This window comes from Mangrovimicrobium sediminis (genome assembly GCF_004745945.1).
GTDB lineage: Bacteria > Pseudomonadota > Gammaproteobacteria > Pseudomonadales > Halieaceae > Mangrovimicrobium > Mangrovimicrobium sediminis.
The window spans coordinates 314,333-327,279 of the sequence record NZ_SRLE01000005.1 but is presented as its reverse complement, the minus strand read 5'-3'; the positions used below and the strand labels follow the sequence as shown (position 1 = coordinate 327,279).

The 12,947-nt window shown below is 65.6% G+C and carries 13 protein-coding genes; 1 reads left to right on the top strand and 12 read right to left on the bottom strand.

Annotation, left to right across the window (positions count from 1 at the left end):
* Positions 1 to 11: 11 nt before the first annotated feature.
* The 11 genes from ureC to E4634_RS06340 form a co-directional block, all read right to left on the bottom strand.
* A complete protein-coding gene (gene ureC, locus E4634_RS06390) occupies positions 12 to 1,715 on the bottom strand; it encodes an urease subunit alpha (protein WP_135441948.1) in 1,704 nt (567 codons plus the stop codon).
* 23 nt (positions 1,716 to 1,738) lie between these two features.
* Complete coding sequence (locus E4634_RS06385; RefSeq protein WP_135441947.1) at positions 1,739 to 2,062, bottom strand: urease subunit beta; 324 nt, start codon at positions 2,060 to 2,062, stop codon at positions 1,739 to 1,741.
* Positions 2,063 to 2,078: 16 nt separating this feature from the next.
* Positions 2,079 to 2,381, bottom strand: coding sequence for an urease subunit gamma (locus E4634_RS06380; RefSeq protein WP_135441945.1), 303 nt, complete (start codon positions 2,379 to 2,381; stop codon positions 2,079 to 2,081).
* 13 nt (positions 2,382 to 2,394) lie between these two features.
* Complete coding sequence (locus E4634_RS06375; RefSeq protein WP_206046814.1) at positions 2,395 to 3,261, bottom strand: urease accessory protein UreD; 867 nt, start codon at positions 3,259 to 3,261, stop codon at positions 2,395 to 2,397.
* Positions 3,258 to 3,482, bottom strand: a complete 225-nt coding sequence (locus tag E4634_RS06370; protein WP_135441943.1) for a hypothetical protein — start codon at positions 3,480 to 3,482, stop codon at positions 3,258 to 3,260. Before E4634_RS06370 ends, E4634_RS06375 begins: the two co-directional genes overlap by 4 nt.
* 35 nt (positions 3,483 to 3,517) lie before the next feature.
* Complete coding sequence (gene urtE, locus E4634_RS06365; protein ID WP_135441941.1) at positions 3,518 to 4,213, bottom strand: urea ABC transporter ATP-binding subunit UrtE; 696 nt, start codon at positions 4,211 to 4,213, stop codon at positions 3,518 to 3,520.
* Entirely contained in the window at positions 4,210 to 4,986 is a 777-nt protein-coding gene (gene urtD, locus E4634_RS06360; protein WP_206046818.1) for an urea ABC transporter ATP-binding protein UrtD, read from the bottom strand. Before urtD ends, urtE begins: the two co-directional genes overlap by 4 nt.
* Before the next feature lie 56 nt (positions 4,987 to 5,042).
* Positions 5,043 to 6,170, bottom strand: a complete 1,128-nt coding sequence (gene urtC / locus E4634_RS06355) for an urea ABC transporter permease subunit UrtC (protein ID WP_135441937.1) — start codon at positions 6,168 to 6,170, stop codon at positions 5,043 to 5,045.
* Complete coding sequence (urtB, locus tag E4634_RS06350; protein ID WP_240725107.1) at positions 6,167 to 7,786, bottom strand: urea ABC transporter permease subunit UrtB; 1,620 nt, start codon at positions 7,784 to 7,786, stop codon at positions 6,167 to 6,169. The genes urtC and urtB overlap by 4 nt, the downstream gene beginning before the upstream one ends.
* 139 nt (positions 7,787 to 7,925) lie before the next feature.
* Complete coding sequence (gene urtA, locus E4634_RS06345) at positions 7,926 to 9,212, bottom strand: urea ABC transporter substrate-binding protein (protein ID WP_135441935.1); 1,287 nt, start codon at positions 9,210 to 9,212, stop codon at positions 7,926 to 7,928.
* A gap of 29 nt (positions 9,213 to 9,241) precedes the next feature.
* Positions 9,242 to 10,372, bottom strand: coding sequence for a porin family protein (locus tag E4634_RS06340; protein WP_135441933.1), 1,131 nt, complete (start codon positions 10,370 to 10,372; stop codon positions 9,242 to 9,244).
* A gap of 489 nt (positions 10,373 to 10,861) precedes the next feature.
* Here E4634_RS06340 and E4634_RS06335 point away from each other — a divergent pair, with 489 nt between their 5' ends.
* Entirely contained in the window at positions 10,862 to 11,254 is a 393-nt protein-coding gene (locus E4634_RS06335; RefSeq protein WP_135441931.1) for a hypothetical protein, read from the top strand.
* Between the two features lie 103 nt (positions 11,255 to 11,357).
* Here the strand turns inward: E4634_RS06335 and E4634_RS06330 are convergent, their stop codons facing one another.
* Complete coding sequence (locus tag E4634_RS06330) at positions 11,358 to 12,917, bottom strand: phospholipase D family protein (protein WP_135441929.1); 1,560 nt, start codon at positions 12,915 to 12,917, stop codon at positions 11,358 to 11,360.
* Between the last annotated feature and the right edge of the window lie 30 nt (positions 12,918 to 12,947).

Genomic DNA, 12,947 nt, shown 5'->3' with positions numbered 1-12,947 from the left:
TCGTTGCCCCCTCAGAACAGGTTATACAGTTGCGCCAGCGGCAGCACGTCGGCGGGCTCGCAGATCAGCAACTCGCCGTCGGCGCGCACCTCGTAGGTCTGCGGGTCGACGGTGACCACCGGTTGCCAGCTGTTGTGAATCATGTCGGACTTGCGGATGGCACGGGTGTTGCGACAGGCGATCAGGGTGCGCCCCAGCCCGAGCCGGCTGGCCACACCCGCCTCCACCGCAGCGCCGGCGACAAAGGTGACAGCGGTGCGCCGCGCCGCGCCGGGAAGCGCACCGAACATCGGCCGGTAGTGCACCGGCTGCGGCGTGGGGATCGAGGCGTTGGGGTCGCCCATCGGCGCCGCGGCAATAAACCCGCCCTTGATGATCATGGCCGGCTTGGCGCCGAAGAACGCGGGTTTCCACAACACCAGGTCGGCCAGCTTGCCGACTTCCACCGAACCGACTTCGCCGTCGATGCCGTGGGTGATGGCCGGGTTGATGGTGTACTTGGCGATGTAGCGGCGCGCGCGGAAGTTGTCCATGCGCTCGTTGTCGCCGGCCAGCGGACCGCGCTGCAGTTTCATCTTGTGCGCAGTCTGCCAGGTGCGGGTGACCACCTCGCCGACCCGGCCCATGGCCTGGGAGTCCGAGGCGATCATGCTGAAGGCGCCGAGGTCGTGGAAGATGTCCTCGGCGGCGATGGTTTCCTTGCGGATGCGCGAGTCGGCGAAGGCGACATCCTCGGGAATGGACGGATCCAGGTGGTGGCAGACCATGAGCATGTCGAGGTGCTCGTCCACCGTGTTGCGCGTGTAGGGGCGCGTCGGGTTGGTCGAGGACGGCAGCACGTTGGACTCTGCGCAGGCGCGGATGATATCCGGCGCGTGGCCGCCGCCCGCCCCCTCCGTGTGGTAGGTGTGGATGGCGCGACCGCGAAAGGCAGCCAGGGTATCGTCGACGAACCCCGACTCGTTCAGGGTATCCGTGTGGATCGCCACCTGCACGTCGTAGGCTTCGGCGACCGCCAGGCAGTTGTCGATCGCCGCCGGCGTGGTACCCCAGTCCTCGTGCAGCTTGAGGCCGCAGGCGCCCGCTGCCAGTTGCTCCTCCAGCGGCACCGGCAGGCTGGCGTTGCCCTTGCCGAGAAAGCCGAAATTCATCGGCAGGTCGTCGGTCGCCTGCAGCATCTTCGCGATGTTCCACGGGCCGGGGGTACAGGTGGTGGCGTTGGTGCCGGTGGCCGGCCCGGTGCCACCGCCGATCATGGTGGTGACGCCGGACATCAGCGCCTCTTCCACCTGCTGCGGGCAGATGAAATGAATGTGGGCGTCGATACCACCGGCGGTGAGAATCTGTCCCTCGCCGGCAATCACCTCGGTGCCGGGCCCGATGTGGATGGTGACCGCATCCTGGATATCCGCGTTGCCGGCCTTGCCGATACCGCTGATGCGGCCGTGCTTGATACCCACATCTGCCTTGACGATGCCCCAGTGGTCGAGGATCAGCGCGTTGGTAATCACGGTGTCGGCCACTTCCGCCGCGGGCAACTGCCCCTGGCCCATGCCGTCGCGGATCACCTTGCCGCCGCCGAACTTCACCTCGTCGCCATAGACGGTGTAATCCTTCTCCACTTCGATGACCAGCGCGGTATCACCCAGGCGCACACGGTCGCCGGTGGTCGGGCCGAACATCGCCGCGTAGGCCCTTCTGTCGATCCTGCTCATGCGGAGTCTCTCCTGTTGCCGGTTCAGCCGGACGCCTTCGCGTCCAGTTCGCCCATCACCTCGCCGCGGAAGCCGTACACCCGCCGGGCGCCGGCGTAGGCCACCAGTTCCACCTCGCGGTCCTGCCCCGGCTCGAAGCGAACGGCGGTGCCGGAGGCGATGTTCAGGCGATAACCGCGAGTGGCGGCGCGGTCGAACAGCAGCGCCGGGTTGACCTCGTAAAAGTGGTAGTGGGAGCCGACCTGCACCGGGCGGTCGCCACTGTTGGTCACGGACACCACCAGCGTCGGCCGGCCCGCATTGAGTTCGATCTCCCCCTCGGCGGGGAACAGTTCTCCGGGTTTCACACGCGCTCCTCGCTGTTCACTGGATGGGACTGTGGACGGTGACCAGCTTGGTCCCGTCGGGGAAGGTGGCCTCGACCTGGACCTCGTGGATCAGCTCGGCGACGCCGGGCATGACCTGGTCGGCGCCGAGGATCTCGCGGCCGTAGCTCATCAGCTCGGCCACGCTGCGGCCATCGCGGGCGCCCTCCATGATCTCCAGGGTGAGCAGGGCCACCGCCTCCGGGTAGTTCAGCTTCAACCCACGGGCCAGCCTGCGCTCGGCCAGCAGCGCCGCGGTCACCACCAGCAGCTTGTCCTTTTCGCGGGGTAACAGTTCCATGCTCGCTCCTCAGTCAGGTCAGCCAGATGCGCGGCGCGCACGCCTCGCGGCCCAGCAGCAGCGGCCGCAGGCGCTGCCACCAGGCGGAAAATTGTCGCCGCGCGCGCTCTGCACTGGCGCCGAGGTAGCGGCCCACGGCGAGATCGCCGACGCGGGAGATCGCCGCCTGCCCGGGCTCGGCCAGCGCGCGCAGTTCATCCCACAGGGAATCCTCTGCCGGCGCTGCGAAGGGTCCGGCGAGAAACAGGCCGCATACCGGGTTGCCGCGCAGGGCGGCGGGGCCGTCCAGCAGTTCCCGGCGGTTGCTCTCGTCGATCTGCAACGCGTCCACGAACAGCGGGATGCCGTCGCGCACTACGCGATAGCGCTGGCAGAAACTGCCGTGCGTGAACGGGGCGGCGGAACCGGGCAAGCCCAGGCAGGCGACATCCCAGGCGATGAAGCGGGCACCCTCCTCCAGTTCCACCTCGGTGAGCAGGTCCACGCAGGCGCCGTCGTAGACAATGGTCTCCAGCGGGAACCACTCCAGCGCGGCCCCGCTGGCCACCTGCAGGCGGGTGTGCTGGCGCTGCTCCGGCAGCGTGTCGCGGGCGCGATACACGCGGCCTGCGCCGGGGGTGGTCAGCAGTGCGCCGGTGCCGTGCTCGCAGTGCACGCTGACCGACAGGGCATCGCCGGACACCACCCCGCCGGGCGGGTGCAGCAGGTACAGGTGGGCGTGCTCCTCGCCCTCGGGGTAAAACGCCCGCTGCACGTAGAGTGGGCCGCGGTGGCGGCAGCGCACCAGGCGCGTGGCGCCCTCGCGCGCTGCAAGCCGCAGCTCGAGGCTCGCCGGCCAGGTGCCGGCGGCAACCGCCGCTGGTGCGACCAGGCTGGTCACTGCTCGCGCTTGCCCCGGGACACCGGACGGCAAACGCGCTGCAGGCTGAGCACAGCGACCGCCACCACCGCGAGCACACCGAGGCCGACCAGCCAGTGATCGGGGTGCGTCCACAGGTGAGCCAGCGAAGCGACGGCGGAGCCGCCGTGGTCGCCGCTGTGCGCGAATACCTGGGCGCTGGCGGTAAGGAGGAAGGAGCCGAGGACGGTTGTTGTGCGCATGGCGATACTCCGTTGCTGTTGAGTCTGTGGCCGCATCAGACCGCAAGGTGTCTGGCGATAAGGTCATCGGACAGGTCGGTCATCGGTCCCGAGGCGACCACCCGCCCCTTTTCCATGAGCCGGAATTCCCGGCCCACGCGGCGCGCGAAGCCGAGCTTCTGCTCCACCAGCACCACGGTCATGCCCTCTTCCTGGTTGAGCTGGGTGATGACATCGCCGATCTGCTTGACGATGTTGGGCTGGATGCCCTCGTTGGGCTCGTCCAGGATCAGCACTTCCGGCTGCAGCACCAGCGCCCGGCCGATGGCCAGCTGCTGTTGCTGCCCGCCAGAGAGGTCGCCGCCGCGCCGCTGCAGCATGTCCTTGAGCACCGGGAACAGGTCGTAGATCTTTTCCGGGATCACCCCGCCGGGGCTGCGGCCAGCGGCCAGGGCCGTGCGCAGGTTCTCCTCCACCGTGAGCAGCGGGAAAATATCCCGGCCCTGGGGCACGTAGCCGATACCGGCGCGCGGCCGCGACTCCGCGCTGCGGCGGCTGAAATCCTCGCCGTTGATGGTGAGGGAGCCAGAGGCGATGGACAGCAGGCCCATCAGGCACTTGAGCAGCGTGGTCTTGCCCACGCCGTTACGGCCCATGATGCAGGTCACGGAGCCGCGGGCGATCTCGAGGTCGAGGTCCCAGAGAATCTGCGTACCCCCGTAGAGCTGGTTCACTTTCTGCAGGCTGATCAATGCTCGTCTCCCAGGTAAACCTCGATCACTTTGGGGTCGTTCTGCACCTGCTCCATGGTGCCTTCGGCAAGGACCGAGCCCTGGTGCAGCACGGTCACCGTACGCGCGATGCTGCGTACGAACTCCATGTCGTGTTCCACCACCACCACCGTGCGCTCGCCGGCCAGCGAGGTGAGCAGCTCGGCGGTGCGCTCGGTCTCCTGCGCGGTCATGCCGGCCACCGGCTCGTCCACCAGCAGCAGCCGCGGGTCGGCGATCAGCAGCATGCCGATCTCCAGCCACTGCTTCTGGCCGTGGGACAGGGCGCCCGCCGCCAGCGCGCGCTCGTCGGACAGGCCGATCGTCGCCAGCACCTGGTCGATACGGTCGCGTTTCTCGCCGGTCAGGCGCGAACCGAGGGATGCCATGATCCCCTTCTCCGCGCGCATGGAGAGTTCCAGGTTGGCGTACACCGTCTGTGCCTCGAACACCGTGGGCTTCTGGAACTTGCGCCCGATACCCAGTTCCGCGATCTCGGCCTCGCTGCGGCCGAGCAGGTCGATGTTCTGGCCGAAGTACACCGCGCCGGTGTCCGGGTGGGTCTTGCCGGTGATGATGTCCATGAGCGTGGTCTTGCCCGCGCCGTTGGCGCCGATCAGGCAGCGCAGTTCGCCGTCATTGATGTACAGGTTCAGGTTGTTGATCGCCTTGAAGCCATCGAAAGACACAGAGAGGTCCTCGATATACAGCAGCACCTGCTTGGAAACATCCACCCGTGCACCGCGCGCAGGCATGAGGAAGGGCCACAGTTGATCGCGATTGGCCAGTTCGCCGAATGCACCGCGCACGCTCATGCGGCGACCTCCTTCAGTTTTTCACGACGGGGCAGGCGCTCCATCACCAGGCCGGTGAGACCGCGGGGCAGGAACAGGGTGACGGCGACGAACAGTGCGCCGAGGGCAAACAGCCAGGCCTCGGGCATGATGCCGGTGAAGCGCGTCTTGGCATAGTTCACCAGCAGTGCGCCGACCACGGCACCGTACAGCGTGCCGCGGCCGCCGACCGCCACCCAGACCACGATCTCGATGGAGTTGAGCGGCGAGAACTCGCCCGGGTTGATGATGCCCACCTGCGGCACGTACAGCGCGCCGGCGATACCCGCCAGCACCGCCGAGTAGACGAACAGCCACACCTTGTAGGTTTCGGTGCGATAGCCGACGAAGCGCGCCCGCGCCTCGGCGTCACGCACCGCGAGGATGACGCGGCCAAACTTGGACCCGAGGATCAGCTGGCTGGCACAGTAGGCCGCCGCCAGCACCAGCGCCGTGGCGACGAACAGGGCGACCCGGGTGCCGTCGGCCTGCAGGTCAAAGCCGAGGATATCCTTGAAGTCCGTGAGGCCGTTGTTGCCGCCGAAACCCATCTCGTTGCGGAAGAAGGCGAGCATCAGGGCGTAGGTCAAAGCCTGGGTGATGATGGACAGGTAGACCCCCGCCACCCGCGAGCGGAAAGCCAGCCAGCCAAAGGCGAAGGCCAGCAGGCCGGGCACCAGCAGGACCATCAGCATGGCGAACCAGAACTGGTCGAAACCCTGCCAGTACCACGGCAGCGCCTCCCAGTTGAGGAACACCATGAAGTCGGGCAGCAACGGATTGCCATAGACACCGCGATCGCCGATCTGGCGCATCAGGTACATACCCATGGCGTAACCGCCGAGGGCGAAGAAGGCGCCGTGGCCGAGGCTGAGGATGCCGCAATAGCCCCAGACCACGTCCACCGCCATCGCCAGCAGCGCATAACACAGGTACTTGCCGAGCAGGGTGATGGTGAAGGTGCTGACGTGGAAGAACGAGTCCTCCGGCAGCAGCAGGTTGCAGGCGGAGGCCCAGGCAGTGATCGCGAACAGCACGGCGACGAATACCGGCGCTTTTTCCCGCAGCTGGTGGAGGGCTGAAAACTGGCCGTAAAGATTGCTCATTCCGCGGCCCTCCCCTTTTGCGGAAACAGCCCGCGCGGCCATTTCTGGATAAACAGGATGATGAACACCAGCACCAGGATTTTCGCCAGCACCGCGCCGGTGGCCGGTTCCAGGAACTTGTTGGCGACGCCCAGGGTGAAGCCGCCCACCAGGGTGCCCCACAAGTTACCCACACCGCCGAACACCACCACCATGAAGGAGTCGATGATGTAGGCCTGGCCGAGGTTGGGGCCGACGTTGGTCAGCTGGCTGAGCGCCACGCCCGCGAGGCCCGCAATGCCCGAGCCCAGGCCGAAGGTCATCGCATCCACCCACTCGGTGCGGATGCCCAGCGAGCGCGCCATGCTGCGGTTTTGCGATACCGCGCGCACCTGCAGGCCCAGCGGTGTTTTCTTCAGGATCAGCTGCAGCACGACGAAAACAGCGATGGCGAACAGCAGCACGTAGAGCCGGTTGTAGGTGAGGGAGAACACCGCGTTGAACTCCAGCGAACCGGACATCCAGTCCGGGGTGGAAACCTGCCGGTTGAGCGGCGAGAAGATCGTCCGCACCGCCTGCTGCAGCACCAGGCTGATGCCGAAGGTCGCCAGCAGGGTCTCCAGCGGCCGGCCGTGGAGGAAGCGGATCACACCGCGCTCGATGAGCACGCCCACCAGCGCGGAGACGATAAACGCGGCCGGAATGGCCACCAGGATCGACAGCCCGATATGGTCGGGCATCAGCAGTTGCACGACATAGGTCGTGTAGGCGCCGAGCATGATCAACTCGCCGTGCGCCATGTTGATCACTCCCATGACGCCGAAGGTAATGGCCAGCCCGGTGGCGATCAGCAACAGCACCGAACCCAGGCTGAGGCCGAAGAACAGGGTTTCCAGGAATTCGTAGAAGGCGATCTTCGATTCCAGCGCGGAGAGCATGGTCTGCGCCTGGCGGCGCAGTTGCGGCGGCGTATCCGCGCCCTCGGCCAGCAAGGCCTGCAGCGCGTTGCGCACCTCGGGCTCGACGCGGCCGTCGAGGTGGCCCAGTGCCTGCAGGCGCACCGACGGATCCTCGCTGTGCTCGATGTCATACAGGGCGATCACCAGCCACTGCAGCTCGGCGACCCCCGCGTTGGACTCGTTGACCACGGCGTCGCGCAGCAGTTGCACGCTGTCGGCATCCGGCCGCTCGAGCATGTTGCGCACGGCCCGTTCGCGCACTGCGGGGTCCTTCGCCAGCAGGGTCAGGCGCGCGAGCATGCCGCGCAACTGCACGCGCACGCGGTTGTTCACGCGCAGTTTTTTCAGGTCGGCTTTCGTGTACTCGCCGAGCGCTGTGCCGTCGAGCGGATCCTCCAGCGCAAAGCCATCGCCACCGGTGGAACGACCGATCACCAGCGCATCGGACGCCTCGAGCACGTAGAGGTCACCCTCCAGCAGGGCCCGCGCCAGCGGCACGACCTGCTCGCCGCCGGCGGCTTCGAGCCGTTCCAGGATGCCCGGCATCTTCGGCAACGAGGCGCCGGACAGTTCAGCGGCGATCGCGCGGACATCCGCCGCGGTCTCTCCCTGTGCCACGGCGGCCGGCCACCACAGGGCCAGGCACAACGCCGCTATTCCATACCAGTACGCTTTCACCACCACTCTCCGGGAATCGTTGCGCCAACGCTAAAATATCGTCGAACTATCGCTGCGCCAGCGTTTCACTTCCGTTGAACTCCAGAACGAAAAAAGGAGAGGTCTTGCGACCTCTCAACGTCTCACACCAAGCATCACCTCAGTAGTTCTGTCCAGAACAGGTCTTGGTGACCGTGTTGTAGTTGCCGCATTCCACCGGCTTGGTCCAGTCGGCGATGATGTCCTTGGAGCCCGGCAGGAAGTCGGACCAGGCGTCGCCCGGCACCAGGTCCTCGGTCTCGGACACCACCAGGAACTGGCCGTCTTCCTGGATCTCGCCGATCAGCACCGGCTTGGACAGGTGGTGGTTCTTGCCCATGGTGGCGACACCGCCGGTGAGGTTCGGCGTGGTCATGCCGATCATCGCGTCCTCGACGGCATCCACGTCGGTGGTACCGGCCTTCTCGACCGCTTTCACCCACATGTTGAAGCCGATATAGGTGGCTTCCATCGGGTCGTTGGTAACGCGCTTGTCGTCACCGATAAACGCCTTCCACTGCTTGATAAACGCGGTGTTGGCGTCGTTCTCCACGCTCTGGAAATAGTTCCAGGCGGCGAGGTGGCCGACCAGCGGCGCGGTGTCGATACCGGACAGTTCCTCTTCACCGACGGAGAACGCCACCACCGGGATGTCCTCGGCGGAGATACCCTGGTTACCCAGTTCCTTGTAGAAGGGCACGTTGGCGTCACCGTTGATGGTGGACACCACCGCGGTCTGCTTGCCCTCGGAACCGAACTTCTTGATGTCGGCGACGATGCTCTGCCAGTCGGAGTGGCCGAAGGGCGTGTAGTTGATCATGATGTCTTCGTCAGCCACGCCCTTGGACTTCAGGTAGGCTTCGAGGATCTTGTTGGTGGTGCGCGGATAGACGTAGTCCGTGCCCGCCAGCACCCAGCGCTTCACGCCGAAGTCCTCCATCAGGTAGTCCACCGCGGGAATCGCCTGCTGGTTGGGCGCGGCGCCGGTGTAGAACACGTTCTTGGACGACTCTTCACCCTCGTACTGCACCGGGTAGAACAGCAGACCGTTGAGTTCCTCGATCACCGGCAGCACGGACTTGCGCGACACCGACGTCCAGCAACCGAAGATGACATCCACCTTGTCCTGGGTGAGCAACTCGCGCGCCTTCTCGGCGAACAGCGGCCAGTTGGATGCCGGGTCGACGACCACCGCCTCCAGCTGCTTGCCCATCACCCCGCCTTTCTTGTTCTGCTCCTCGACCATCATCAACACGGTGTCTTTCAGCGTGGTCTCGCTGATCGCCATGGTGCCGGAGAGCGAGTGCAGCACACCCACCTTGATCGTGTCCGCGGCGTACAGGCTCGCGCTGAGTACTGCAGTACCGGCGGCGAGCGCCGCCTTGGATGCAACTTTTTTCCAGTTCATATCTCGTTTCCTCTTGTTCTGTTGGGCGATCAGATCTGCAGCTGTACACCGACGGAGAAGGCGTCCACATCCGCGCCCTTGTAGCCGCTGATGTTGGCGTCGCCGCTGCCGTAGTTGACGTTCACCCGCGCGTTGTAGCCGGATATCCAGTAGTTCAGGCCGATCTCGGTGAGGTCGGAGTCGTCGCCGTCCGAGGGCGAGTTCTCGACATAGCGCAGGTAGGGCTGCAACTGGCCGGGACCGATCTTGCCGGGCAGCAGGAAGGCGGCGGTGCCGAACCAGGACTCGCCGTCGAACAGGCAGAAGCAGTCGCCGGCGGCCGGTGAACCGATGGAGTAGTCGGCTTCGAATTCCTTGTACTCGGCCTCGATGTTGAGCACCGCGCCACCACCGAAGGCGGTCTCGGAGAACACTTCCAGGGTGAAGCCGGTGAAATCACCGGACTCGAGTTCGCTGCCGGTGCCGCCGTCCTGGGTCTGCGCAGACGCGGCGAAGGTGAGGATGTTGCCCAGCGAACCGAAGTAGGTGCTGCTGGTGTAGTAGGCCGGGCTGTTCTCCATGGCCAGCAGGTGGAAAGCGACGCGCGCGGCGTACAGCAGGTTGTCCTCCTGGTTGCTCTTGCCGTCAACGCCCTCGAAGGCGCCCACCGCGTACTGGAACTTGCCCAGGCTGCCCCATACGGTGAGGCCGTCGTCGCGGCCGTAGGTGCCTGCGGTGCCGTCCTGGTCGGAGGGATACAGGGGCTGGGTGTACTGGTTCCAGCTCACGCCATAGTACGGGCCGTTCATCTCGATGCGGTCGGCGGGGGTGAGCATACGGCCCATCCACACGTTGAAGGCCTTGCTGAACTCGAAACGGGCGATCACGTCCAGGGTATCCACTGGGCCGTCGCCGTATATTTCTTCCGTGTTGAAGGTGATCCCGATCTTGTCGGTGATCTGCCCGGTGAAGTACAGGCGAATGCTCTGTACATCGAAGTCGGTGCTCCAGTCGTCGCCGCTGGGTGCGCCGTCCTCCACCGCGGTGAAAGCGGTGCGCAGGCCCGCGCCCACGCTCACCCAGGACTCGTCGCCAATCTCGATTTTGGCCCCCGCCAGGGCCGGCAGCGACGCCGCGGTCATCAGCGCCGCGCCTGCCGCCTTGAATACGGTTTTCTTCATGTAAACCCCCCACCTGATCATTGAGTTGCCGCGGCGGGCGTAATCGCCCGACACGCTCCAGTCATCTGAGAACCGGTGAAGGGATAATGGCGGGGGTGGGTAAGTGCCACCATGCGTCAGGCGACGCAGGGGGTTACGTCATTTGACGCAGGGAGGCTGTTGCCAGCGGCAAAGCGGGCCAGCCGCAGAACCTCTTGCAGACCGTTCGCTGCCTGCGTTTCAGTGCAGTTCCCACTTTACAAAAGAAAACTAGACTGTATTATTTGCAGCAAAAATTCACAGGGGATAGGCACCATGGGGACTTTCTCACGCGCCGCACTGGCTGTTGCACTCGGAATGGCCTGCGCATCCACACAGGCTGCGAATTCATTCGACATCACATTTACACCGTTAACGCTCACTGGTGACTGCAACACTTCGTCCTACAACATCCAGACCTCGTGGACCAATGACACGGTTGATGCGCCGCTGAGTTATGACCTTGTTACCATGCTCGCAACTGACGAAGATGGGCTACCCCTGGCGAGCGACTGGACCGGGAGTGATCCCGGCGAGACGTCCACTCGCGACACTTCTCTGGGCAACACCGCTGGCATCAACGAGATCGTGCCGAACAAGAACATCACCATCGAGATCTTCGATTCGGTAGCACCGTCCCCGCCCTTTGGCAGCAATTTCCAGTCGCAGTACGACGATATCGCCGCACGCCCGCAACCGGCAGCGTTCAGCCTGACCTTCAACCCGGGTGACTGCAGCAGCGCCCCGGTACTGGTCGCCGCCGAGGTCGAGCCGGTTCCGGTATTGCCGCAGGCGGCCCTCGGCGCGCTCGCCGCACTGATGCTGCTGGTCGGTGGCTTTATCTCCCGGCGCCGCTTCGGCTAGGCGCTGGCGAACCACACCAGGCCAGACCACCTAAGGAAAGCACTGCCCGCTCCCGGCCCCCGGGAGCGGCGTTTCCAACAGCGCCCCGCGCAACCCACCCCGGTTACATCTGCTCATCGATCGGCAGCAGGCCGATAAACCAGTCCTCCAGGCGCTGGAACAGCGTGGCCGATGGCGGCTCGCGCAGTACCGTCTCCCCCGCCACCCAGGCCAGGCCGTCCTCGCGCAATTGCACGGACCAGCTGTTGCGCGGCAGGAAGTCCACGGCGATGGCATCGCGCAGTTTCCCGTTGAGGGCGGCGCTGTCGATCATCAGCCCGAGTTCCGTATTGAGCTTCAGCGATCGCGGGTCGAGGTTGCTGCTGCCGATAAACACCCGGTCGTCGTCGAGCAGCATGAACTTGGCGTGCAAGCCGAGTACCTTGCCCTCCACCGGGTCCTGCATGTACAGGTTGCGATCCTGCGCATCGGCGCGCAGCTCGTAGAGTTCCACCCCGGCTTCGAGCAGGCCGCGCACGTAATGCTGGTAGGCGGCGTGGGCGGACAGGTGGTTGTTGGAGCTCAGGGAATTGGTGAGGATGCGCACCCGTACCCCGCGCTGCAGCAGCTCCCGCAGGGTTTCCAGTAGCTCCGGCGTGGGTACGAGGTAGGCGGTCACCAGGGTCACTTCCTCGCGGCTGCCGCCGATCTCGGACATCAGGTAGCGCGCGAGCTGGCCGGGTTCGTCGCTGTCCGCGGCGGGGTCTTCGCGGGCGGGGTCGTCGGAGACGAACAGTGCGCTGCCGTGCACGGCCTGGCCGGCCAGTGCCTTCCAGGCGGCCTCGAGTTCGGCGTCACTATGCACCACCGTCTCGCCGAGGGCGTCGCGGATAGCATTGCGCAGCTGCTCGAGGCCATCCGCAGCCAGCGGTGCCGAGGCCAGGCGGGCGACGGGTACCGCCCAGCCGCTGTTCCAGAACTTGTCGAAGTGGCGCTCCACAGCGAGCACGCTGGCGCCCAGCGTCAGCACTTCCATATCGCGAAAATTGTAGGCTTCGCTGAGGCCGAAATACTCGCTGGCAAGATTGCGCCCACCCACGCTCACCGCCCAGCCGTCCACAGACAGGCTCTTGTTATGCAGGCGGTGATTGACGCGCTGGAAGTCCGCGAGGTTGAACACCGCGCGGCCGGCGACGCTGCGGACACGGTAGTTGTAGGGGTTGTAAATGCGCACGGCGACGTTCGGATGCTGGTCGATCTCCTCCAGGGCCAGTTCATTGTCCTGGGTGAAGGCGTCATCGAGCAGGATGCGCACGCGCACGCCGCGGTCCGCGGCGGCGAGCAGATGGGCCAGCACGCGCATGCCGCCGGCATCCAGCTTCCACAGGAAGGTTTCCATGTCGATGCTGTCGTGGGCGCTGTCGATCATGCGCAGGCGCCAGGCGAGTGCCTCGCCGGGGGTATTCAGCAGGTGGAACCAGTCGTCCCGGTTGGCGCTGTCGACGTGACGCCAGAAGACAGACGAGGAAGTGGGCAGGGCGTACTCGGCGGGCAGTTCCAGGGGCTGCGGCGCGCTGGCGCAGCCGGCGAGGCAAACCAGCAGGAGCAACGGCCAGACGCGGGCGGCGCGTCGGTTGCGAGGAGAGCGTCGTGCAAAGCGGATGACCTGCATGCGACTGAACATAGGCCGCACCGGCCGCCGCGGTCAACTACA